The organism is Burkholderiales bacterium, from assembly GCA_036262035.1.
In the GTDB taxonomy this organism is placed as follows: domain Bacteria; phylum Pseudomonadota; class Gammaproteobacteria; order Burkholderiales; family SG8-41; genus JAQGMV01.
In genome coordinates, this window is sequence record DATAJS010000027.1 from 20148 (window position 1) to 42500 (window position 22353).

The 22353-nt window shown below is 67.2% G+C and carries 21 protein-coding genes; 10 read left to right on the forward strand and 11 right to left on the reverse strand.

What is annotated here, in order from left to right; all coding sequences use genetic code 11:
- Positions 1-32: 32 nt before the first annotated feature.
- From gatB to gatC, 3 genes are all read right to left on the reverse strand, one after another.
- A complete protein-coding gene (gatB, locus tag VHP37_26385; protein HEX2829903.1) occupies positions 33-1478 on the reverse strand; it encodes an Asp-tRNA(Asn)/Glu-tRNA(Gln) amidotransferase subunit GatB in 1446 nt (481 codons plus the stop codon).
- A 27-nt stretch (positions 1479-1505) separates the two neighbouring features.
- Positions 1506-2960 carry an Asp-tRNA(Asn)/Glu-tRNA(Gln) amidotransferase subunit GatA gene (gene gatA / locus VHP37_26390; GenBank protein HEX2829904.1) on the reverse strand — a complete coding sequence of 485 codons (1455 nt, stop codon included), beginning with the start codon at positions 2958-2960 and terminating at the stop codon, positions 1506-1508.
- Positions 2961-3055: 95 nt separating this feature from the next.
- Positions 3056-3343, reverse strand: coding sequence for an Asp-tRNA(Asn)/Glu-tRNA(Gln) amidotransferase subunit GatC (gene gatC / locus VHP37_26395; GenBank protein HEX2829905.1), 288 nt, complete (start codon positions 3341-3343; stop codon positions 3056-3058).
- An 88-nt stretch (positions 3344-3431) separates the two neighbouring features.
- Between gatC and VHP37_26400 the strand changes: the two genes are divergently transcribed.
- The 6 genes from VHP37_26400 to VHP37_26425 all read left to right on the forward strand — a co-directional run bounded on the left by VHP37_26400 (position 3432) and on the right by VHP37_26425 (position 10429).
- On the forward strand, positions 3432-4475 hold the full coding sequence (locus tag VHP37_26400) for a rod shape-determining protein (GenBank protein HEX2829906.1): 1044 nt from the start codon (positions 3432-3434) through the stop codon (positions 4473-4475).
- Between the two features lie 148 nt (positions 4476-4623).
- Positions 4624-5553: a rod shape-determining protein MreC gene (gene mreC, locus VHP37_26405; GenBank protein ID HEX2829907.1), complete on the forward strand. Its 930-nt coding sequence runs from the start codon at positions 4624-4626 to the stop codon at positions 5551-5553.
- Entirely contained in the window at positions 5553-6062 is a 510-nt protein-coding gene (gene mreD / locus VHP37_26410; protein HEX2829908.1) for a rod shape-determining protein MreD, read from the forward strand. Before mreC ends, mreD begins: the two co-directional genes overlap by 1 nt.
- On the forward strand, positions 6055-7965 hold the full coding sequence (mrdA, locus tag VHP37_26415) for a penicillin-binding protein 2 (GenBank protein HEX2829909.1): 1911 nt from the start codon (positions 6055-6057) through the stop codon (positions 7963-7965). Before mreD ends, mrdA begins: the two co-directional genes overlap by 8 nt.
- Complete coding sequence (gene rodA, locus VHP37_26420) at positions 7949-9052, forward strand: rod shape-determining protein RodA (GenBank protein HEX2829910.1); 1104 nt, start codon at positions 7949-7951, stop codon at positions 9050-9052. Before mrdA ends, rodA begins: the two co-directional genes overlap by 17 nt.
- 153 nt (positions 9053-9205) lie before the next feature.
- Entirely contained in the window at positions 9206-10429 is a 1224-nt protein-coding gene (locus VHP37_26425; GenBank protein HEX2829911.1) for a septal ring lytic transglycosylase RlpA family protein, read from the forward strand.
- Between the two features lie 172 nt (positions 10430-10601).
- Here VHP37_26425 and hslU read toward each other — a convergent pair whose 3' ends face one another.
- The 6 genes from hslU to VHP37_26455 form a co-directional block, all read right to left on the reverse strand.
- Positions 10602-11924, reverse strand: coding sequence for an ATP-dependent protease ATPase subunit HslU (gene hslU / locus VHP37_26430; GenBank protein ID HEX2829912.1), 1323 nt, complete (start codon positions 11922-11924; stop codon positions 10602-10604).
- The gene (gene hslV / locus VHP37_26435; protein ID HEX2829913.1) at positions 11921-12463 is read right to left on the reverse strand and encodes an ATP-dependent protease subunit HslV; all 543 of its coding nucleotides are present in this window, start codon (positions 12461-12463) and stop codon (positions 11921-11923) included. Before hslV ends, hslU begins: the two co-directional genes overlap by 4 nt.
- A 321-nt stretch (positions 12464-12784) precedes the next feature.
- Entirely contained in the window at positions 12785-13540 is a 756-nt protein-coding gene (locus tag VHP37_26440) for a metal ABC transporter permease (protein HEX2829914.1), read from the reverse strand.
- Positions 13537-14439, reverse strand: a complete 903-nt coding sequence (locus VHP37_26445) for a zinc ABC transporter substrate-binding protein (GenBank protein HEX2829915.1) — start codon at positions 14437-14439, stop codon at positions 13537-13539. The genes VHP37_26440 and VHP37_26445 overlap by 4 nt, the downstream gene beginning before the upstream one ends.
- Positions 14440-14447: 8 nt before the next feature.
- A complete protein-coding gene (locus tag VHP37_26450; GenBank protein ID HEX2829916.1) occupies positions 14448-15854 on the reverse strand; it encodes a hypothetical protein in 1407 nt (468 codons plus the stop codon).
- A 58-nt stretch (positions 15855-15912) separates the two neighbouring features.
- Complete coding sequence (locus VHP37_26455) at positions 15913-16269, reverse strand: hypothetical protein (protein HEX2829917.1); 357 nt, start codon at positions 16267-16269, stop codon at positions 15913-15915.
- 117 nt (positions 16270-16386) lie between these two features.
- On the opposite strand from VHP37_26455, the gene VHP37_26460 reads away from it, so the two are divergent.
- From VHP37_26460 to VHP37_26475, 4 genes are read left to right on the forward strand one after another with little or no spacing between them, the layout of a single operon-like run.
- Positions 16387-17244, forward strand: a complete 858-nt coding sequence (locus tag VHP37_26460; protein HEX2829918.1) for a TIR domain-containing protein — start codon at positions 16387-16389, stop codon at positions 17242-17244.
- Entirely contained in the window at positions 17241-17537 is a 297-nt protein-coding gene (locus tag VHP37_26465) for a hypothetical protein (GenBank protein ID HEX2829919.1), read from the forward strand. Before VHP37_26460 ends, VHP37_26465 begins: the two co-directional genes overlap by 4 nt.
- Positions 17534-18787, forward strand: coding sequence for an ABC transporter ATP-binding protein (locus tag VHP37_26470; protein ID HEX2829920.1), 1254 nt, complete (start codon positions 17534-17536; stop codon positions 18785-18787). Before VHP37_26465 ends, VHP37_26470 begins: the two co-directional genes overlap by 4 nt.
- Before the next feature lie 9 nt (positions 18788-18796).
- Complete coding sequence (locus tag VHP37_26475; protein HEX2829921.1) at positions 18797-20506, forward strand: hypothetical protein; 1710 nt, start codon at positions 18797-18799, stop codon at positions 20504-20506.
- A gap of 9 nt (positions 20507-20515) precedes the next feature.
- Here the strand turns inward: VHP37_26475 and VHP37_26480 are convergent, their stop codons facing one another.
- Both VHP37_26480 and VHP37_26485 read right to left on the reverse strand, forming a co-directional pair.
- On the reverse strand, positions 20516-21718 hold the full coding sequence (locus VHP37_26480) for an FtsX-like permease family protein (GenBank protein HEX2829922.1): 1203 nt from the start codon (positions 21716-21718) through the stop codon (positions 20516-20518).
- Positions 21715-22353, reverse strand: a complete 639-nt coding sequence (locus tag VHP37_26485) for an ATP-binding cassette domain-containing protein (protein HEX2829923.1) — start codon at positions 22351-22353, stop codon at positions 21715-21717. The genes VHP37_26480 and VHP37_26485 overlap by 4 nt, the downstream gene beginning before the upstream one ends.

The following is a 22353-nucleotide window of genomic DNA, read 5'->3' on the forward strand; positions in this document are numbered from 1 at the left end:
TCGCGAAGCGCAACGCGACGTAGCGCGCCGCGCTACGTCAGTTTGCGCTTCAGGATTTCGGTCACCTGCTGCGGATTGGCTTTCCCTTTCGTCGCCTTCATCACCTGCCCCACCAGCGCGTTGAAGGCTTTCTCCTTCCCGCCGCGGTAGTCCGCCACCTGCTGCGCGTTCTTCGCGAGGACTTCGTCGGCGATCTTCTCGAGCTCGCCGGAATCGGAGATCTGCCTGAGGCCGCGCTTGTCGATGATCGCGTCCGCCGCGTCGTCGCCGGAGGCCTCGCCTTCCCAGATCGCGTCGAACACTTCGCGCGCGATCTTGTTCGAGATCGTGCCGTCGGCGATGCGCTCGACCAGCTTGCGCAGCTGCTTCGCACCGACTTTCGCTTCGCCGATGTCGAGATTCGCATCGTTGAGCTTCGCCGACAGCGGGCCCGCGACCCAGTTCGCGACGAGCTTGGCGGTCGCGGCGGGCGCGCCGGCGGCGGCCGCGTCGAAGTAATCGGCGATCTCGCGGCTCGACGTCAGCACCGAGGCGTCATAGGCGGTCAGCGAGTACTCACTCGCGTAACGCTCGCGCCGCACCTGCGGCAGCTCCGGCAGCGCAGCCTGCACCTCGGCGAGCTGAGGCTCGGTGATCTCGAGCGGCAGGAGGTCGGGATCGGGAAAGTAGCGGTAGTCGTGCGCGTCCTCTTTGCTCCGCATCGGGCGCGTCTCGTCGCGGTCCGGGTCGTACAGCCGCGTCTCCTGCCGGACCGTCCCGCCGTCCTCGATGACCTCGATCTGCCGCCGCACCTCGTACTCGATCGCGCGCTCGAGGAAGCGGAACGAGTTGAGGTTCTTGATCTCGCAGCGCGTGCCGAGCGCTTCGCCCGGCCGCCGCACCGACACGTTGGCGTCGCAGCGGAACGAGCCTTCCTGCATGTTGCCGTCGCAGATGTCGATCCAGCGCACCAGGCCGTGCAGCGCTTTCGCGTAGGCGACCGCCTCCGCCGACGAGCGCATGTCGGGCTCGGTGACGATCTCCAGCAGCGGCGTGCCCGCGCGGTTCAGATCGATACCGGTCTCGCCGTGGAAATCCTCGTGCAGCGATTTGCCCGCGTCTTCCTCGAGATGGGCGCGCGTGAGCTTGACCGTCTTCTCGGCGTCGCCGACGACGATCGTAAGGCTGCCGCCTTCGACCACCGGCAGCTCGTACTGGCTGATCTGGTAGCCCTTGGGAAGGTCGGGATAGAAGTAGTTCTTGCGGGCGAAGATCGAGCGCCGGTTCACCCGCGCGCCGACCGACAGCCCGAAGCGGATCGCCTTCTCGACCGCGCTCTTGTTGAGCACCGGCAGCACGCCGGGCAGCGCGATGTCGACCGCCGACGCCTGCGTGTTCGGCGCCGCGCCGAACGCCGTGGACGCCCCCGAAAAGATCTTCGACCGCGTGCTCAACTGAACGTGAGTCTCTAGGCCGATTACGACTTCCCACCCGTTCACTCGTTCACCCGTTCACTCGTTCACGCATTAAACGCCGGCGGGGGCGCGCAGATGCCAGTCCGTCGCAAGCTGGTACTGATGACCCACGTTCAGCATCCGCGCCTCGTCGAAATAACTGCCGATGACCTGCAATCCCACCGGCAGGCCTTGCGTGTCGAACCCGCAGGGAATGGACATGCCGGGCAGCCCCGCGAGGTTGACCCCGATGGTGTAGATGTCCGAGAGATACATCTGCACCGGGTCCGACGACTTCTCGCCGATCCTGAACGCGGTCGACGGGCTCGTCGGTCCCATGATCACGTCGCACTGCTCGAACGCCTTGACGAAATCCTGGGCGATCAGCCGCCGCAGCTTCTGGGCGCGGATGTAGTAGGCGTCGTAGTAGCCGTGCGAGAGCACGTAGGTGCCGATCAGGATGCGGCGCTTCACTTCGGCGCCGAAGCCTTCCGCGCGCGTCTTCTCGTACATCTCTTCGAGATCGCGATACTCGGGCGTGCGGTAACCGTAGCGCACGCCGTCGTAGCGCGCGAGGTTGCTCGACGCCTCCGCGGGGGCGAGCACGTAGTACACCGGCACCGAGAGCTTCATGTTCGGCAGCGCGACTTCCACGGTGGTCGCCCCGAGCTTGCGGTAGTCGGCGATCGCCGCTTCCACCGACTGCGCGATGTCGGCTGGCAGGCCGGCGGCGAAGAACTCTTTCGGCAGCCCGATGCGCAGACCCGCGAGCGGCTTCGCGAGATCGCGCGAGTAATCCTCGAGCGGCCGCTCGAGGCTCGTCGAATCGCGGGCGTCGAACCCCGCCATCGAGTTCATCATGAGGGCCATGTCCTCGGCGCTCTTCGCCATCGGCCCCGCCTGGTCGAGGCTGGATGCGAACGCGATCATGCCGTAGCGCGAGCACACGCCGTAGGTCGGCTTGAGGCCGGAGACGCCGACCATCGCCGCCGGCTGGCGTATCGAGCCGCCGGTGTCGGTGGCGGTCGCCGCGGGCGCGAGCCGCGCCGCGACCGCCACGGCGGAGCCGCCCGAGCTGCCGCCGGACACGCAGTCGACGTTCCAGGGATTGCGGACCGGACCGTAGAACGACGACTCGTTCGACGAGCCCATCGCGAACTCGTCCATGTTGGTCTTGCCGAGGGTGACCGCGCCGGCTTCGTTCAGGCGCTCGACGACGTGCGCGTCGTAGGGCGACACGAAGTTCGAGAGCATCTTCGAGCCGCACGTGGTGAGCCAGCCCTTGGCGCAGAAGATGTCTTTCTGGGCGATCGGTATGCCGGTCAGCGGACCCGCGCGGCCCGCGGCGCGCGCGTTGTCGGCTTCGCGCGCCTGCGCGAGGCTGCGCTCCTCGTCGACGGTCACGAACGCGTTGTAGCGCGCGTTGAAGCCGGCGATGCGTTTCAGGAAGAGCTGCGTGAGCTCGACGCTGGATATCTTGCCGCCGGCCAGCGCTTCGCTCAGCGATTTCAGGCTTTCTCGATGCATGCTGCGAGGAGAGGAGAAAGGAGAGAGGCGATAGGAGAAAACCGGGCGTTCCCACGAGCGTTCTCCTCTCTGCTATCCCCTCTCTCCTCTCTGAATCATTCGATGACTTTCGGAACGAGATACAGGCCGTGCTCGACCTTCGGCGCGACGCTCTGGAAGAGCTCGCGCTGGTCGGGCTCGGCCACGGCGTCCTCGCGCAGACGCAGCGTGACGTCGTACGCGTGAGCCATCGGCTCGACGCCGCTGACGTCCACCGCCCGCATCTCCTCGATCAAGCCGAAGATGCGGTCGAGCTGGCCGAGGACCTCGATCGCCTCGCGTTCGTCGATCGCGATACGGGCGAGGCGGGCGACGCGTTTTACGTCGTCGGGCGTGAAGGACATTTGCGGGGAAAAGGCTTAAAAATCGAAGCCCGATAGGGTATCATAGCCGATTAGTGCGGCGCACCATCCTCAATCCACAGAAGCCTCTATGTTCGGTTTTCTGAGCAGCTACTTCAACGACGATCTCGCGATCGATCTCGGAACCGCCAACACCCTCATCTACCTTCGCGGCAAAGGCATCGTCCTCGACGAGCCGTCGGTCGTCGCGATCCGCCAGGAAGGCGGACCCAACGGCAAGAAGGTCATCCAGGAAGTCGGCATCGCCGCCAAGCAGATGCTCGGCCGCACGCCGGGCAACATCACCGCGATCCGTCCGATGAAGGACGGCGTGATCGCCGACTTCACCGTCACCGAGCAGATGCTGAAGCACTTCATCCGCAAGGTGCACAACTCGCGACTCTTCAAGCCGAGCCCGCGCATCATCATCTGCGTGCCGTGCGGCTCGACGCAGGTCGAGCGACGCGCGATCCGCGAATCGGCGATCGGCGCCGGCGCTTCGCGCGTGTACCTGATCGAAGAGCCGATGGCGGCCGCGATCGGCGCGGACCTGCCGGTGGGCGAAGCGACGGGCTCGATGGTCGTCGACGTCGGCGGCGGCACCACCGAAGTCGGCGTGATCGCGCTCGGCGGCCTCGTGTACAAGGGCTCGGTGCGGGTCGGCGGCGACAAGTTCGACGAAGCGATCATCAACTACATCCGCCGCAACTACGGCATGCTGATCGGCGAGACCACCGCGGAGCAGATCAAGAAAGAGATCGGCTCCGCCTTCCCCGGGTCGGAGGTGCGCGAGAAGGAAGTCAAAGGCCGCAACCTCGCCGAAGGGATACCGCGCAGCTTCACCATCTCCAGCAATGAGATCCTCGAGGCGCTGACCGATCCGCTCAACAGCATCGTGTCGGCGGTCAAATCGGCGCTCGAGCAGACGCCGCCCGAGCTCGCCGCGGACATCGCCGAGAAAGGCATGGTCCTCACCGGCGGCGGCGCACTGCTGCGCGACATCGACCGCCTGCTCATGGAAGAGACCGGGCTGCCGGTCGTGATCGCCGACGATCCGCTCACCTGCGTCGTGCGGGGCTCGGGCAAGGCGCTCGAAAAGATGGAACGGCTGGCGACGATATTCACGAACGACTGACGTCGGTGAAACGTGAAACGTGAAAAGTGAAACGTCGGGAGCGGTAGGACGCAGCGCACCGGTGGTTCCTGACTGGACAACGCGTCTGCGGCGCCCGGTGGTCATCCACGATGCGTTTCACGTTTCACGTTTCACGTTTCACGACTAAATGGAACACCAGCCGCCGCCGTTTTTCAGGACCGGCTTAAGCCCTCTCGCACGACTCTTCATCTTCCTGACGCTCTCGCTCGGGCTCATCGTCGCCGACGCGAGATTGAAGTACCTCGACACGGTGCGTCAGGCCGCTTCGGTCGTCATCTATCCTCTGCAGCGCATCGCCGGCGCCCCGGCCAGCATCTTCAGCCGCGCCTCGGAGTTCTTCGTGAGCTCGAGCTCGCTGCGCGCCGAGAACGCGAAGCTCGCGCAGGAGAACCTCCACAGCGCGGCCCAGCTCCAGCAGCTCGCCACGCTGGCGATGGAGAACGAGCAGCTGCGCAAGCTCGTGGAAGCGCGCCAGCGCCTGACCGCCAAGACGAGCTTCGCCGAGATCCTCTACGCGGCGCGCGATCCGTTCTCGCGCAAGATCGTCATCGACCAGGGCTCGCAGCACGGCGTCAGGCCGGGCGAGCCGGTGATCGACGGCCGCGGGGTGATCGGACAGGTCACCCGGGTCTATCCGTGGCTCGCGGAGGTCACGCTGATCACCGACAAGGGCCACCTCGTGCCGGTGCTCAACCCGCGTAACGGTCTGCGCGCGGTGCTCGCCGGCACCGGCAACGACGGGGCGCTGGAGCTGAAGTTCGTGCCGCTCAACGCCGACTTCGAGAACAACGACCAGCTCGTCACCTCGGGCATCGACGGGGTGTATCCGCCGGGCCTGCCGGTGGCGCAGGTCTCGAACGTCGAGCGCAACGCGGCCTACCTTTTTGCGCGCATCATCTGCAAACCGCTCGCGGGCGTGAACAATCACAAGCAGGTGCTGGTCGTACACGCCGACCAGGCGCTGCCGGAGCGGCCGGCCGAGCAGCCGGAGAAGGCGGAAAAGCCGGCGGGCAAGAAGGGCCGGCGCGGCACGCCGCCGGCGGGAGGTCCGGGCTAGTGGATATCGTCGCAAAACATGAAATCCTGCTGCCGGTCAAACCGGCGTTCATCGCGTTCACGCTCATCGTCGCGGTGCTGCTCAACATGCTGCTCGGCTGGACCGAGTGGCTGCGCCCCGACTTCGTGGCCGTGGTGATCCTGTACTGGGTGATCCAGCAGCCCCGGCGCGTCGGCTTCACCATCGCGTTCACGCTGGGCCTGCTGATGGACGTGGCCGAAGGCACGCTCTTCGGCCAGCACGCGCTCGCCTACTCGATCCTCGCCTTCGCGGGCATCGCGCTGCACCGGCGCGTCCGCCAGTTCAGCCTGACCGAGCAGGTATTCCACGTCGTCCCGCTGTTCCTCGCCAACGACCTGATCGTGCTCGGCATCCGGCTGCTGGGCGGGGCGGACTTCCCCGGGTATCGTTACTTCATCGGCACCGTGTTCGCCGGGCTCATCTGGCCGCCGGTGTCCATCCTGCTCAAGCTGCCGCAGCGTCCGCGTCCCGACCCCGACCATGTCTGAGCTGAACATCACCGTCGGCACCGAGATGCGCGACGCGGAGCGCGAGCTCCACCATTTCCGCGTGCGCCTGGGGATCGCCTCGACGTTCGTGCTGGTGATGTTCGCGCTGCTCTTCGCGCGCTTCTTCTACCTCCAGGTCGTCATGCACGAGCACTATCACACCCTGGCGGAGGCGAATCGCATCTCGATCCTGCCGATCGTGCCCAATCGCGGCATCATCGTCGACCGCAACGGCGTCGTGCTCGCGACCAACTACTCCGCGTACACGCTGGAGATCACGCCCTCCAAGGTCGAGAGCCTCGAAGCGACGATCGACGAGCTCGCCACGCTGGTCGAGATCGGCCCGCGCGACCGCCGGCGCTTCAAGAAGCTGCTCGAGGAGAGCAAGCGCTTCGAGAGCCTGCCGATCCGCACGCGGCTCTCCGACGAGGAGATCGCGCGCTTCGCCGCCAACCGCTATCGCTTTCCCGGCGTGGACGTGCGCGCGCGCCTCTTCCGCTCTTATCCGCAGGGCGAGCTCTTCTCGCACGTGATCGGCCACATCGGCCGGGTCAACCAGAAGGACCTCGACAAGCTCGAAGCCGAAGGCCGCAGCTCGAACTATCGCGGCACCGACTACATCGGCAAGACCGGCCTGGAGTACAGCTACGAAGACCAGCTCCACGGCACCACCGGCGTCGAGCAGGTCGAGGTCGACTCGGGCGGGCGCGCGGTGCGCTCGCTGTCTCGCAGCTCTCCGATCTCGGGCAGCAACCTCGTCCTCAAGCTGGACGCGAAGCTGCAGGAAGTGGTTTACAACGCGTTCGGCGACCGCCGCGGCGCGCTCGTCGCGATCGAGCCGTCCACCGGCGGCGTGCTCGCCTTCGTCAGCAAGCCCGGCTTCGATCCCAACCTCTTCGTCGACGGCATCGACCAGGAGAACTGGAACGAGCTGAACAACTCGCCCGACAAGCCGATGGTGAACCGGGCGCTCGCGGGCACCTACCCGCCCGGATCGACGTTCAAGCCTTTCATGGCGCTGGCGGCGCTCACCTACGGCAAGCGCACGCCGGGCCAGGCGATCTCGGACCCCGGCTTCTACACTTTCGGCGGCCACACCTTCCGCGACGACAAGGTCGGCGGCCACGGCATGGTCGACATGTACAAGTCGATCGTCGCGTCGTGCGACACCTATTACTACATCCTCGCCAACGACCTGACGATCGACGGCATCTCGCGCTTCATGGGCACGCTCGGCTTCGGCAGCCGCACCGGCATCGACCTCGCCGGCGAGGCCGAAGGGGTGCTGCCGTCTCAGGAATGGAAGCGCAAGCGCTTCAAGCGGCCCGAGCAGAAGAAGTGGTACGCGGGCGAGACGATCAGCATCGGCATCGGCCAGGGCTACAACTCGTACACCCCGCTCCAGCTCGCCGCGGCCACGGCGACGCTCGCCAACGACGGCGTGATGTTCAGGCCGCACCTGGTCAACTACGTCGAGGAAGTGCATACCCGGCAGCGCACGCCGATCGAGCCCAGGCCGCTGCGCAGCCTCGACTGGAAACAGGAGCACATCGCGACGATCAAGCGCGCCATGGTGGGCGTCAACAAGGAAGGGACGTCCGCGCGCGCTTTCGCCGGCGCGCAGTACACGAGCGGCGGCAAGACCGGCACCGCGCAGGTGATCGGCCTCAAGGGCGAGAAGTACGTCGAGAGCCGTGTCGCCGAGCGTCATCGCGACCACGCGCTCTTCATCGCCTACGCGCCGGCCGAGAATCCCAAGATCGCGGTCGCGGTGATCGTCGAGAACTCCGGCTTCGGCGCGCGCGCCGCGGCGCCGATCGCGCGGCAGGTCTTCGATTACTGGCTGCTCGGCAAGGACGCGAAGAAGCCGGTCAAGGACGACGACGATGCACCCCAATATTAGGCGCGTCGTCCGCTTCTTCACCGCCCACCTCGACCAGCCGCTGCTGGGCGCGGTCCTGCTCCTCATGATCGCGGGGCTCGTCGTGCTCTACAGCGCATCGAACGGCAGCTTCGCGCGCACCAGCGGGCAGTTCACCAACATGCTCGTCGCGCTCGGCGTGATGTGGGTGTTCGCGCAGATCCCGCCGCATTACCTCATGCGGCTGTCGGTGCCGGTGTACGCGGTCGGCCTGCTGCTGCTGGTCGGCGTCGCGCTCTTCGGCGAGATCGTGAACGGCGCGCGGCGCTGGCTGCACATCGGGGTCACGCGCATCCAGCCCTCCGAGATCATGAAGATCGCGGTGCCGCTCATGCTCGCGTGGTACTTCGACCGCTACGAGGCGACGCTGCGCCTGAAGAACTACGCGATCGGCGTGCTGCTGCTGCTCGTGCCCGTGGGGCTGATCGCGCGTCAGCCCGACCTCGGCACCGCCATCCTGATCTTCGCGAGCGGCAGCTTCGTCATCTTCCTCGCGGGGTTGTCGTGGCGGATCATCGCGGCGCTCTTCGTCGCCGGCTGCGCGAGCCTGCCGCTGGTGTGGTCGGTGCTGCACGATTACCAGCGTCAGCGAGTACTCACTCTCCTCGATCCGTCACAGGATCCGCTGGGCGCCGGCTATCACACGATCCAGTCGACGATCGCGCTCGGCTCGGGCGGCATCGCGGGTAAAGGCTGGCTGTCGGGGTCGCAGACCCACCTCGACTTCATTCCCGAGCGCACGACCGATTTCATCTTCGCGGTGTACTCCGAGGAGTTCGGCCTGATCGGCAACGGCATCCTGCTCGTGCTTTTCCTGCTCGTCATCGCACGCGCCGCCGCGATCACGGCCAACGCCCCGTCGCTCTTCACGCGTCTCTTCGCCGGCGCCATCATGCTCACCTTCTTCACCTACGCCTTCGTGAACATGGGCATGGTGAGCGGCATCCTGCCGGTCGTCGGCGTGCCGCTGCCGCTCATTAGCTACGGCGGAACGTCGCTCGTGACAATCTGTCTCGGCTTCGGCATCCTGATGAGCATACAGACGCACAAGAAGCTGGTACAGACGTGACGGATGAACCGGTGACGGGTAAAGCGGTGACGAAAACCGGTGACATGGTGCGGTGACGAAAGCCGTTCGTCCTGAGCGTAGCGAAGCGAAGTCGAAGGACGAACGAGCGGATGCGTGTTAACGCGTCCTGCGGTTGTGCCGTTAATGGGAGTCGTGAGAACGAAGAATGCCCGTAATTTCGAGCTGACGGTCGGCGCGCGCTGCAGAATCGCAGTCGCCGCCGCCGTCGCTTCCGCCCTGCTGAGCGCCTGCGGCTCCACGCCTGTGCAACGCGAGCCCGGCGCCGAGCGCGCACACCCGACTCGTCCGCCCGCCCGGATCTCCAAAGCGCCGTCCGGCCCGCGCACCACGCGCGGCGGCGGCTACTACCTCGACGACGGCCCCGGCGACAACCCGCCGGCCGACCTCGACAGCATTCCCGACGCCGTTCCCCAATTGGAGCCGTTGAGCCGGGGCACGATGAAGCCGTACGTCGTCCTCGGCCAGACGTTCACGCCGATGACCGAGCTCCAGCCTTATAAAGCGCGCGGGGTGGCGACGTGGTACGGCCGCCGCTATCACGGCCAGAAGACGTCGAACGGCGAGACGTACGACATGTACCAGATGACCGCCGCGCACCCGATCCTGCCGATCCCGAGCTACGCGCGCGTCACCAACGTCGCGAACGGCAAGTCGGTGGTGGTGCGCATCAACGACCGCGGACCTTTCCTCGAGAACCGGCTGATCGATCTTTCTTACACGGCGGCTTACCGCATCGGCGTGCTCGCCGGCGGCAGCGCGGTCGTCGAGGTCGAATCGATACTGCCCGACGCGAGCGGGCCGAGCGCGACGATGATCGCGGCGGCGCCCGCAGCGCGGCCGCGCTACGCCGCGGCGCGCGTGGCGCCGACGCCACAGGCGCTCGCACCTGTCGCCACTGCATCGACACCGCCCGTGCCGATCGCGGCCCCCGTGGCGACGGCTTCCGAGCTCGCCGAGCGCTCCGACCCGATCGTCGCGATCGCCGCGGCGGCGCGCGACCCGCTGCCGCCGCCGAAGCCGCTCGCGGAGGTGCCGGTGGAAAGCGCGCCGGCCATCGTAGCGACCGCTCCAGCCCGCATCGAACCGCCGATCGCCGCGCCCAGGCCCGCGCCGGTCGCGGAAGCGCCGGGCGTCTATCTACAGTTGGGCGCGTTCGGCTCGAAGGAAAACGCCGAGAGCTTCCTCGCGACCGCCAAGGCACGCGCCGAGTGGGTCTCGCAGATGGCCCACGTCTATCCCCGCGACGGCATGTACCGCGTGCACGTCGGTCCCTACGCGTCGCAATCCGAAGCGCGGCTCGCGGCGGAGCGCATCGCGTTCGCGCTCGGAACCCGGCCGGTGGTGGTGACCCGCTAGCGCGAAAGGCGCGGTGCGTTCGCACGCACCCTACGTAAAAAGCGTTTTGACCGCCAAGGACGCAAAGGACGCCAAGGAAAGCTAAACATCGCGCGCGCCTGACGACGCGACGTGGGTTAACCTTTGCGTCCTTTGCGTCCTTTGCGTCCTTGGCGGTTAATTGCTTTTGCTTTTAGAGGACATAGCGAGCGAGATCCTCGCTCTGCGACAGATCTTTCAATCGCGCGTCGACGTAAGCCGCGTCGACCACGATCGTCTCGCCCGAGCGCTTGGGCGCGTCGAAGGACACTTCCTCCAGCAGCCGCTCCATCACCGTGTAGAGCCGTCGCGCGCCGATGTTCTCGGTTTTCTCGTTCACCGAGAACGCGATCTCCGCCAGGCGCCGGATCGCATCGGGCCTGAAGTCCAGCTTCACGTTCTCGGTCGCGAGCAGCGCTTCGTACTGGCGGACGAGACACGCGTCGGTGTTGGTGAGGATCTGCTCGAAGTCGGCCACCGACAGGCTCGACAGCTCCACGCGGATCGGAAAGCGTCCCTGGAGCTCGGGGATGAGGTCCGACGGCTTCGACAGGTGGAACGCCCCGCTCGCGATGAACAGGATGTGATCGGTCTTGATCATCCCGTGCTTGGTCGACACGGTCGTGCCTTCCACCAGCGGCAGCAGATCGCGTTGCACGCCCTGCCGTGAGACATCGGCCCCGTGCGTCTCCTGGCGCGCGGCGATCTTGTCGATCTCGTCCAGGAACACGATGCCGTTCTGCTCGACGTTCTTCAGCGCGTTGACCTTGAGATCTTCGTCGTTGACCAGCTTGGCGGCTTCCTCCTCGGTCAGGAGCTTCATCGCCTCCTTGATCTTGAGCTTGCGCGCGCGCTTCCGGCCCTGGCCGAGGTTCGCGAACATACCCTGGATCTGCGAGGTGAGGTCTTCCATTCCAGGCGGCGCGAAGATCTCCATCTGCGGCGACACCGCCGACACTTCGATCTCGATCTCCTTGTCGTCGAGCTCGCCTTCGCGCAGCTTTTTCCTGAATTTCTGGCGCGTCGACGTATCGGTCTCGCTCGGGATCGTCGTCCCGGAGAAGTCGCGCGCCGGCGGCAGCAGCGCGTCGAGGATGCGATCCTCCGCCGCGTCCTCGGCCTGGTGCCGCACTTTCTTCGTGGCGGCCTCGCGCGCGTCCTTGATCGCGGTCTCCACGAGGTCGCGGACGATCGTGTCGACGTCGCGGCCGACGTAGCCGACTTCGGTGAACTTGGTCGCTTCCACTTTCACGAAAGGCGCGTCGGCGAGCCGCGCGAGCCTGCGCGCGATCTCGGTCTTGCCGACACCGGTCGGCCCGATCATCAGGATGTTCTTCGGCGTGATCTCCTGCCGCAGCGGATCGGCGATCTGCTGCCGGCGCCAGCGGTTGCGCAGCGCAACCGCGACCGCGCGCTTGGCGTCGGCCTGGCCGATGATGTGCTTGTCGAGCTCGTGGACGATTTCTTGCGGAGTCATTCGAGTGTTTCGATGGTGTGCTGCTGGTTCGTATAGATGCACAGGTCGCCGGCGATCGTGAGCGCGCGCTTGACGATGTCGGCGGGCGCCAGATCGGTGTTGTCGAGCAGCGCGCGCGCCGCGGCCTGCGCGTACGAGCCGCCGCTGCCGATCGCGATCAGGCCGAGCTCGGGCTCGAGGACGTCGCCGTTGCCGGTGATGATGAGCGACGTCTCACGGTCCGCGACCGCCAGCATCGCTTCGAGGCGGCGCAGGATACGATCGGTGCGCCAGTCCTTGGCAAGCTCGACCGCGGAGCGCGTGAGGTTGCCCTGATGCTTTTCGAGCTTCGCTTCGAAGCGCTCGAACAGCGTGAACGCGTCGGCGGTGCCGCCGGCGAAGCCGGCGAGGAGGCGGTCCTGATACAGCCGCCGCACCTTGCGCGCGCTCGCCTTGACGACGACGTTGCCGAGGGTGACCTGGCCGTCGCCGCCGAGCGCGACCTTATTGCCGCGGCGGACGGAAAGTATGGTGGTGCCGTGAAACGTGGTGTCGCTCATCGGGATGGATTCGGAACGGGAGGGGTGCCGCGCACGGCACCCGAGGAAGATGGGGCCGGGCGCCGTGATTTCAAGATTATAGGCAAAAGATCAAAAGCAGGAACACGGAGGTCACGGAGGGGCACGGAGGACACGGAGGTTTTCGAACGCCATTCCCGCCGCGCAGGCGGGAATCCATTGCGAAAGGATTCAACGTCAAAATGGGTCCCGGATCGCGTCCGCTTCCGCGGCCCCGTCCGGGACGACACGATTGTGTCGCACCTGTTTTTCCTCCGTGCCCTCCGTGTTCCTCCGTGCCCTCCGTGTTAAAGCTTTGCGCGTTTAAGCCCTACGCGGGCTCAGGGCAAAAACCGGGATCGCGACCGCCACCATCGTGCAGACGATCGCCGGCCCTGTCGGGAGGTCTGTATAGGCGGACACCACCAGCCCGAGGAAATACCCCGCCGCGCTGACGGCGAAACCGGCCGCGAGCCGGTACCGGACGAGCCTGCGCGTCGCGAGCGCCGGCACGATCAGCGTCGTGAACACGAGATAGAGCCCGACGAGCTGAACCGAGATCGTCACCGCGATCGCGAACATGAGATAGAACCCGACGCGCCCGTGCGAGCCGCGCCGCAGGAACATCCACGCGAGCAGCGCCGCATACACCGCCGCGACGATCGGCAGGCGCGCCGGGCTCACCCACAGGATCTGCCCCACGAGCAACTCTTTCAGATGCTCGCCGCCGTGCGGGTTGGCGGAGAGCAGGAGCAGCGCAGCCGACGCCGCGAGCACGAACGTGACGCCGATCGTCGCTTCCTGCACGTCGGGCCAGCGCTTGTCGGTCCACGTGAGGAGCGCCGCGCCGGCGAGCGCCGCCGCGAGCGCGCACGCCTGTACCGCCCAGCCCTGCGGCTCCAGGCCGAGCCAGTCCGCGAACACCACGCCGAAACCCGCGATCTGCGCGATCGCGAGATCGATGAAGACGATGCCGCGGTTCAATACCTGCGCCCCGAGCGGCACGTGCGTCGCGGTGATGAGCAGCCCCGCGACGCACGCGGGCCAGAGGATCGTCCAGTCGAGCGTGTGCGGGCTCATTTGGCGAGCACGAGCAGGCGCGCCACGGTGTCGTCGAAGAGACCGAAGAGGTCTTTCGCCTTGTCGGTGCCGCCGACCGTGAAAGGCAGCAGCACGATCGGGATCTTCGCGCGCTCCGACAGCCACTCCGCGGGACGCGGATCGTTGTAGGCCGAGCGCATCACCGCTTTCGCGGGTTGTTTCGCGAGTGTCGCGACGAGCTCGGTCAGGTGCGCGGTCGAAGGCGGTATGCCGGGCTTGGGCTCGAGCGCGCCGCCTTCGCGCATGCCGAGCCAGTTGAGCAGGTACGTGAGATCGCGGTGATACACGACGACGCTCGTGCCTTTCAGCGGCGCGGCTTCCTTCTCCCAGCGCGCCATCGCCTGCTGCCAGCGAGCCTGGAAATCCTTGAGGCGCGACTGGTACTGCGCCGCGTCACCTTTGTCGAGCTCGCTCATGCGATCGGCGAGCGCCACGGCAATTTTTGCGATGTTGCGCGGGTCGAGCTGCACGTGCGGATTGCCGTACGGATGGACGTCGCCCATCGAGCGGTCGACGCGCGACGGCACCTCGAGCATCGTCACCTGGCGCGAAGCCTCGAAGTAACCGGGCCGGCCGGCCTGGATCTTCGGATTGCCCGCCTGCGACTGCACGAGCGGCAGCCAGCCGATCTCGAGCTCCGCGCCGGTGCAGACCAGGAGGTCGGCGCTGCGCGCGCGGGCGATCAGCGAAGGCCGCGCTTCGATGCGGTGGGGGTCCTGCAGCGCGGTGGTCGCGACGTAGATGCTGCCCTTGTCGCCGGCGATCTCTTTGGCGAGCGCGCCCCATTCGGGCTCGCAGGCGAAGATGTTGAGCGCCGCGAGCGCGGGCGTGGCGAAGAGCAAGGCGGCCGCGGCGGCTATGAAGTGAAAGGATTTCATGATCGTCTCTAGAAGCGGTGTGCCCCGTGGGGTCCGAGGCTGTGGATGTACTGGAGGAAAATCTGGTTGTCGGTCCCGCCGACGGCTGACTTGTCGGCGGAGTACTGCAACCGCACCCGGCTGAACTCGCTGGGATTGAATTCGACCATCGCGGTCTGCCGCGTCGGGTCGTGCATGGCGAGCGCGGGAAAGTCCGCGAGCGTCAACGCCCCGCTGTTCACCAGGCCGATGTCGACGGTTCCCCGGCGCAGCGCGTCGTAGCGATAGCCCACCCGCCAGCGCGGCATGAACTGGTACACGCCCTGCGCGTACCAGCCCGACTGCGAGGTGCGCAGGAAATCGGTCATCGCGGGGCCGCCGGTGTTGAACGAAAAATCGCCGTGGTCGCGCGAGCGGAAGTACTCGCCCTGGAGCTTGAAGTTGCGCACCGTCGAATTGCCGTTCGGCGCCCACTTCAACACCCCGTCGACCACCCACACGCGCGAGCGTCCGGAAAAGCTGTTCGTCACCGTCGCGCCCGTCGAATCCAGATCGTCGTAGGTGCGGTTGCGCGAGCCGGTGCGCAGGTACGAGCCGCCCGCGCGCCACGCCCAGCTCTCACCGATGTCGCCGCCCAGGTGCGCGAAGAGCGCGGTCGAGCCGACGCCGTTCTTGCTGCGGTCGTTGCCGGGGAACGCCGCGCCGTTGCCGAGCTCCGCGCCGAACTCGAGGAACAGCGCGGTCGGCGCGAGCCATTTCAACTGCACGCCGTCCTGCTGGTAGCGCCCGCCGAGAAACGCCTTGTAGGCCAGCGGCGCGTCCTGGAAGTCCCACGCGTGCTGGTGGATCTCGTTCTGGTAGCCGATCCCCGACAGGAAGCGGCCGCCTTTCAGCGTGAATCCCGCCGGCAGCGAGGTGGTCTGGAAATACGCTTCCTCGACTTCGAGCTGGTTGTCGGGCGTGAACGAAGCGACGAGCCCGCCGCGGAAATAGGGATCGATGTTGGCGGTGACGATGAGCTCGCTCTCGCCCAGGCCGAAGCTGCGCGGCGGCGGGCCGACTTCGCCGCCCGAAGGCACGAAGCCGCTGATGACGAAGTTGGCCGGGTCCTGCGAGGTGCGCGCGTACGTGCCCTGCAGGATGAGCGAGATCGAAGGGTTGAACGCGTTGACTGCGTCGCGTATCGGCGAAGCCGGCGCGGGCGGCGGCGCGCTCGCCTGCGGCGGTGGCGGCGCGGCCGCCTCGGGCTTCGCTGCCGCGCGCGCTTCGGCGTCCGATAATCGCTTTTCGAGCGCCTGCAGGCGCTCTTCGTAATTCTTCTTGAGGTCTTTCATCTCCTCGCGCACGCGCGCGAGGTCGCTTTCCTGCGGGAAAGCGGGTGTCGCAAAGGCGAGCGTGAGAACGCTCGCCGATGCGATGAAACGGAATCCGGGCATGTCGCCTCTCCGTGTACATGAGGAAAAGCCGCGGCGAAAAGCGCCGCGGTCCACGTGTTCAGGAAAGGGCCGGAGGACCTCGCGAGCGCGCGGGGAGCGCGTGAGCCGATACCGGAAGCGAAAGCTCGCTGTGGAACGCGTGAGCTTGCGCGTCGGCGAGCACGAACGTGAAGCCGCTGACCGCGCCGCCTCCGATCACCTGCCCGAGCGCGGCGTCGAGCGCGCAGAGCTTGGAGGCGTGCGGCAGCGACTTGCTATGGCCCGCCGCGCGATCGGTGACGTGCTGTGCCGCATGCGGGTTCGCCGCGTGCCACACCGAATGCCATAGGCCGACCTGCTGCGCGAAGAGCAGCAGCGCGCACAGCACGCCGAGCAGCGCTCGTGCGGTTGCGGTCGGCGGACGGCGGCGGATCATGACGGCGGAACCATAGCACAACCGCCCAACCGGAGGGGTTGGCAAAAGACGGGCGAGGCGACTATTCTCGACTGGGCGCAGGCTCCGGACGCGGTGCTGATCAGAAGAAGAGCGAAGATGGACGAGCTCGACGCAAGGATCGAATCGCTGATACGCGCGAACCGCCTGCGCGATGCAGGCCAGGCGCTGGCGAAGGCCATTCCTGTCGAGCGCGGCGACCTGCGCGACGAGGCCATCGCGTGGATCGGCCGCCTCGCCCAGACCGATACGCAGCGCCGCCTCGAAGAGCTCTCCGCCGACGATTACCTGAAGGCGCGCGCGAAGCTCGCGCGGCAACTGCTCGAGCTGCGGAGGGCGCTCAACGAGCCCGCCGTGCCCGCGCCGGCGCCCGGCATCGCGGCCGATCGCATCACGAGCGTCTTCATCTCCTACAGCACGCGCGACACCGCGGTCGCGATCGAGCTGAGCGAAGCGCTGCGCCGGCACGGCGTCGACGTGCGCATCGACCGTGAAGCGGTGCGGCCGGGCGCGGACTTGCGCGACTTCATCCGCGAGTCCGTCCGCAGCACCGCGGCAACCGTTTGCATCGTGTCGGAAGCGAGCCTGCTGTCGGGCTGGGTCGCTCAGGAAACCGTCCTCGCGCTGGCGGCGCTCGAGCTCGCTGCGCCCCGCCCGTTCATCGCGTGTTATCTGGACGACTCGTTTCTCGACCCCGGCTTTCGTCTGAAGGCGACGCTGCAGATCGACGCCCGGCTGGGCGAGATCGAAACGCTGTTCCCGCAGTACGCGGCGAACCGCCTCGACACGAACGACCTCAACGCCGAGAAGTCGCGCCTGTTCGAGCTTCGCAACCAGCTCGGCGCGATCCTCGAGCGATTGCGCGCATGCCTGTGCCTCGACCTGCGGCCCGCCGCGCGCGCTGCAAGCGTGGAGCGCCTCGTTCGATCGCTTTCCGGCCCGGCGGCGCACGCATGAATCAGTCGCACGACTTCGTCGAGCGTTCGCTCGAAGTGAGAAATCTCATCGCCACGAGCGATCTGGCCGCGGCGATCCGCAAGGCGATGGACCTCGTCAAGGATTTCTCCGGCCGCGAGGACCTCGACGAAGTGACGGTCTACAGCATGACGCTGCGCGAGATCGAAGGCGCGCACCGCAGGGAAGAGCTCAAGTTCGACGAAGTGGTCGACCGCAAGAAGAAGCTCGCGCGGCAGGTGCTCGGCCTGCTCGGCGCGATCGAATCTCAATTGCTCGAGCCCGCCGCCGCATGACCACGACCGCCGAAGACATGGACGTCGGGATCAATCAGTCCGCGACGGCGCTGCAGGAAGACATCGCCGGGGGCAGCGTGCCGATACGCGCGTTCGCCGAGTTCGCGGAGCGCTACGCGCTCGACCCCAAGCTGCGCGACGAAGCGATCGTGCTCGGTTTCACCGTGTCCGCCGCGGGCGAACGGAACCCCGAGGTCGCCGCCGAGATGCTCGGCCTGATCGAGCGCATCGTCGGCGACTTCTACCAGCGCAACGGCGCCCGCGTGCTCGAGGATCGCTTCAGGAAGCGCGAAGAGGCGAACGAGCGGCTGCGGCGCGATTCCCCGGCGGGCGAGATCGCCGTCGAAGCCCGGGGGATCACCAAGGCGTATCGCGGCTCCGATTTCAAGCTCGGGCGGCTCGACCTCACGCTCCGGCTCGGCGAGGTCACCGGCGTCGTCGGTCAGAACGCGCACGGCAAGACCACCCTGCTTCGCATCATCGCCGGCGAGCTCCTGCAGGACGAAGGCACGCTCGCCTATCCCGCGCTCGGCGAGAGCGGCGAATCGATCGACTGGGTGCACGTGAAGGAGCAGCTCGCCTACGTGCCCCAGGAGCTGCCGCCGTGGCGCGGCGCCTTGCGCGCGACGCTGCACTTCGAAGCCGCCATTCACGGGATCCGCGGCGCGGACAACGAGCGCGAGGTCAATTTCATCGTCGAGCGCCTCGGCCTCGGCGAGCACCTCGACAAGAAGTGGAACCAGCTTTCGGGCGGTTACAAGCTGCGCTTCGCGCTCGCGCGGGCGCTGGTGTGGAAACCGCGAGTGCTCATCATGGACGAGCCGCTGGCGAACCTCGACGTCAAGGCGAAGAACGTCCTGTTGCAGGACGTGCGCGAGCTCGCGTCGTCGTATCGCTACCCGATCGCGGTCCTCATGAGCTCGCACGAGCTGCACTCGCTCGAATCGGTCTGCGATCAGATGGTGTTCCTGCGCGAAGGCAACGTGCTCTTCGTCGGCCCCGCGGAAGCCGTCGCAGGCGAGCGCACCACCAACGAGTTCGAGCTCGGGACGTCGATCGCGCTCGCCGACCTTCAGCGCCGTCTGGAAGGCACGGGGGTCACCGAAGTCCGCGAGGAAGGCATGTGCTACCTGGTGACGACCGAGCGTCACGTCGATCCGCACGCCCTGCTGCGCGCGCTGCTCGAACAGGGTGTCGACATCTCGTATTTCCGCGACAACTCGCACTCGGTGCGGCGTCTGTTCACGTGAGGCTGCGCCGTGCTCGCCTGGCTTGATCGAACCGTCGAGCATGCGAGCCGGCTCGTACCGGACGCGGTCTGGCACGTCGATCACTGGATGCTCATGCGCTGGCCGCTGCTGTGGCGCAGCCGGCTGGTGCCCATCCTGTGCCTCACGGTCCCGCTGACGGTCGCAAGCGCGGCGATCGGCCTGCGCCACGACATGTCGACGCAGACCGTATGGACCGAAGGGGAGCTGCGCTACGTCGTCGACGTCTTCGCGCTCGCGATGGTGACCCTGGCCGGTGTATGGGCGCGGGTGCAGGGGCAGTACCCGCTCGGGGAGCGGCCGCTGCGCGACTACGTGGTCGCGGCGATGTGCAGCTTCGTCGCGCTGCTCACCTTCCTGGCGCCGCCGGCGGCGCTGTACGGCGGGCTCAGCATGCGCATCGCCGAGGTGATGACGCCGGCCGCGCTGCATGAGGAGCTGGAGTACCATACCCGGCACGGATTCTGGTGCTGCACCCGCGCTTTCACGCTCGCGGAGGCGCAGGCCGAAGGCGCGAAGCTGGACGCGAAGCTCGCGATGTTCGGTCTGAAGTCCGAAGGACGCCTGTATACCGGATCGATGTCGGGTTTCGTGACGCCCGTCGCGTGCGATCTGTCCGGCCTCATCTGCCTGGACGTGAGAGACAAGGGCGGCGCGCTGCGGCCTTTCCTGCTGCGCGACCGTCTGATCGCCATCCAGAGCCATCAGTCGATGGCGCAGGGCGACGTTCCCCATTTCGCGGTCGCGTCCGGCAGCCACCTCAAGCGATGGCTCGTCGCGCTGCTCGCCGCCGCGGTGGCCGTCGTCATGCTCGGGATACGGCGCCGCGCCGTCTCGACGACGCTGAGCGATCTCGCCGCGCGCGTGCGGTCCGCGGGCGGCGGCATCGCGGTGTCGCGGCCGGCGTGGTTCCGGCGCTTCGACGAGCGCGCGCTGCTCAACTCGCCGTCGGTCTGGGCAACGCGCGTGCACGTGTTTCTGCCGCTCAGCTTCGCTTCGGCTGTCGCGTTGTCGCTGCTGCTCGCCTACGTCGCCGGCGGCAACGCGGACGCTCGCGAGATGGGTATGCTGGTCATGTCGTGTCTGGTCGCGCTCACGACCGGCTACTGGCTCTTCATGTCGCGCCGCCACCTCATCCCCGCCACCACGGCAAAGGCCGTGCGGCGCGTCACCGGACTGTATCTGCTGGCGCTGGTGCCCGCGCCCGTGGCGTGCGCGCTGTCGCTCGGCTTCGCCGAAGACCTGTTCGTATGGCTGCTCGGGTTCGCGTCGATGCTCGCTCTGGCGGGCGTTTACGCGCATCTGGTCGACGTGCGCAGCGCGGTCTGGGGAACGATCGCGGCGGTGTTTTCGCTGCTGTTCGCGGTCGCGCTGCTGTTCTTCGGCCAGGTCACGTTCCTGGTCCTCGTGCTCGCGTGGCCGGTGCTCGCATGGCTGCTGCCGAGACGCGCCCGCGGCAACTTGCACAAAGCGCGCAGAAGGCGGCTCGCCGTGAACGCGATCGTGTTCACCGCGCCCTGCATCACGCTGGTGCTCACCGCAGTGCTGGTCGCGGTCGCCGCTTCGCTGCTGCCGGGTGCGTTGAAAGGCGCGCTCGAGGTTGCGGCACTGCCGTTGGCGATCGCGCTGACGCTGGGGGTCTTTCTGCCGTCGTCATTGGCGGTGCTCGCGCGACTGCGCTTCCAGCCCAGGCGCGAGTGACTTGCGCGTCTAGCCCCTGGCGAGCACCCGGGCGATGTCGGTCTCGTGCGCCCGCCACGCCGGCAGCAGCGCCGCGAGCATGCCGACGACCAGCGCGCCGGCGACGATCCACAGCTCGTTGGGATTCCAGATCCAGCCGGTGATGCCGACCTGCTGGAAGCGCAGCGCGAAGCCGAGGAGCGAAGTGAGGATGTGCCCCAGGAGGATGCCGAACGCGGCTCCGACCGCAGCCATCAGCACGCCTTCGAAGAGCAGCAGCAGCATGAGCTGGCCGGGGCTCGCACCCAGCGCGCGCATGATCGCAAGATCGTAACGGCGCTCGTTCAGCGCGGTATACAGCCCGATGAACACCGACAGGCCCGCGGCGATCACGAGCACGATGGCGAACCCCCGCAGCACGCGCATGCCGACCACCATGACGCCGAAGAGCCGCGCGGTCTCGAGCGTCGGGGACGCCGCCTGCAATTCCGGAAAGGCGTTGATCGCCCGCGGCAGCGTCGCGCCCGCGAGCGGCGTCGCGTAGCGGATCAGCAGCGCCGACAGCTCGCGCCCGCCGTCCACGCGCGGCTCGGCGACGAGGTTGTCGGTCTTCATGTTCTCGTGGAGCTGCCAGATGCTTCCGACGTCGGTGAGGATGAGGTGATCGAGCACCGTCCCGGTCGGCCACAGCACGCCGACCACGGTGAACGGGTTCTCGTTGTGCGCCAGCGCGGTCTGGTGTCCGGGACCGTGGTTCACGGTGAGCGACCAGCCGACGCGCATGCCGGTGCGCGCGGCGACCTCGTCCCCGATCACCGCCTGCAGCGGACCGCTCCACAGCGCGCCGTCGCGCAGCCGGCCGCCGTAATGGCTGATGTAATCGTGCGTGGTGCCGATCACGCGAAAGCCGAGATAGTTGTCCTGGATGACGATGGGCAGCGCCTGCTTCACCTCCGGGCGCGACGCGATCTGCTGCGCCTGCGTCCACCCGAACGCGCCGGTCGGCACGTCGAGCTGATACACGCTCGACAGGATGATCTGCAGCGCGCTTCCCTTGGAGCCGACGACGAGATCGATGCCGCGTGCGTCGACGTGCATGCGGTCTTCCAGCTGCGCGGCGGTGAGCACGAGCAGCGTGATGGCGGCGACGCCGAAGCCGAGCAGCACGATGTTGAGCAGCGTCGAGAGATTGCGCGCGCGCAAGTACGCGAGGCTGATCCCGGCGAGCGTCACGTCAGCGGTCCCAGCATGAACTGGTTCTTGAAGCGCGCGCGGATGCGCTGGTCGTGCGTGGCGATCATGAGGGTCGCGCTGCACGCCTTCGCCTGCGCTTCGAGCAGATCGAGCGTCTGCATGCAGTGCTCGTCGTCGAGGTTGGACGTCGGCTCGTCGGCGAGCAGCACGGTCGGGCGGTTGACGACGGCGCGCGCGACCGCCACGCGCTGCGCCTGGCCGAACGAGAGCTCGTGCGGATACGCTTCGGCCTTGTGGCGCATGCCGAGGTCGTCGAGCACCTCGTGCACGCGCGAGAGGTTCTCGCCCAGGCCCGAGAAGAACTGCGCCATCAGCAGGTTCTGCGCGACGGTGAGGCTGCCGACGAGGTGCAGGCGCTGGAGCACGATGCCGATGTGGCGCCCGCGGAAACGGCCGAGCTGCGCGGTCTTGAGCTTGCCCAGCGCGTTGCCCGCGACGATCACTTCGCCGAAGCTCGGTTTGAGAAACCCCGCGAGGATGTGGAGCAGCGTGGTCTTGCCGCTGCCCGACGGTCCGAGCACCAGCCAGTGCTCGCCCTGCTCCGCGAGCCAGTCCCGCACCTTGAGCGCATCGACCCCGTTGTACGCGTGCCGTACGTCGCGAAGCTGGAACAT

Excerpts from the sequence above, each read along its gene's own strand:
- gatA (HEX2829904.1), bottom strand. The coding sequence starts at position 2,960 with ATGCATCGAGAAAGCCTGAAATCGCTGAGCGAAGCGCTGGCCGGCGGC.
- gatC (HEX2829905.1), bottom strand. The coding sequence starts at position 3,343 with ATGTCCTTCACGCCCGACGACGTAAAACGCGTCGCCCGCCTCGCCCGT.
- VHP37_26400 (HEX2829906.1), top strand. The coding sequence starts at position 3,432 with ATGTTCGGTTTTCTGAGCAGCTACTTCAACGACGATCTCGCGATCGAT.
- mreC (HEX2829907.1), top strand. The coding sequence starts at position 4,624 with ATGGAACACCAGCCGCCGCCGTTTTTCAGGACCGGCTTAAGCCCTCTC.
- mrdA (HEX2829909.1), top strand. The coding sequence starts at position 6,055 with ATGTCTGAGCTGAACATCACCGTCGGCACCGAGATGCGCGACGCGGAG.
- rodA (HEX2829910.1), top strand. The coding sequence starts at position 7,949 with ATGCACCCCAATATTAGGCGCGTCGTCCGCTTCTTCACCGCCCACCTC.
- hslU (HEX2829912.1), bottom strand. The coding sequence starts at position 11,924 with ATGACTCCGCAAGAAATCGTCCACGAGCTCGACAAGCACATCATCGGC.
- hslV (HEX2829913.1), bottom strand. The coding sequence starts at position 12,463 with ATGAGCGACACCACGTTTCACGGCACCACCATACTTTCCGTCCGCCGC.
- VHP37_26440 (HEX2829914.1), bottom strand. The coding sequence starts at position 13,540 with ATGAGCCCGCACACGCTCGACTGGACGATCCTCTGGCCCGCGTGCGTC.
- VHP37_26445 (HEX2829915.1), bottom strand. The coding sequence starts at position 14,439 with ATGAAATCCTTTCACTTCATAGCCGCCGCGGCCGCCTTGCTCTTCGCC.
- VHP37_26450 (HEX2829916.1), bottom strand. The coding sequence starts at position 15,854 with ATGCCCGGATTCCGTTTCATCGCATCGGCGAGCGTTCTCACGCTCGCC.
- VHP37_26455 (HEX2829917.1), bottom strand. The coding sequence starts at position 16,269 with ATGATCCGCCGCCGTCCGCCGACCGCAACCGCACGAGCGCTGCTCGGC.
- VHP37_26460 (HEX2829918.1), top strand. The coding sequence starts at position 16,387 with ATGGACGAGCTCGACGCAAGGATCGAATCGCTGATACGCGCGAACCGC.
- VHP37_26465 (HEX2829919.1), top strand. The coding sequence starts at position 17,241 with ATGAATCAGTCGCACGACTTCGTCGAGCGTTCGCTCGAAGTGAGAAAT.
- VHP37_26470 (HEX2829920.1), top strand. The coding sequence starts at position 17,534 with ATGACCACGACCGCCGAAGACATGGACGTCGGGATCAATCAGTCCGCG.
- VHP37_26485 (HEX2829923.1), bottom strand. The coding sequence starts at position 22,353 with ATGTTCCAGCTTCGCGACGTACGGCACGCGTACAACGGGGTCGATGCG.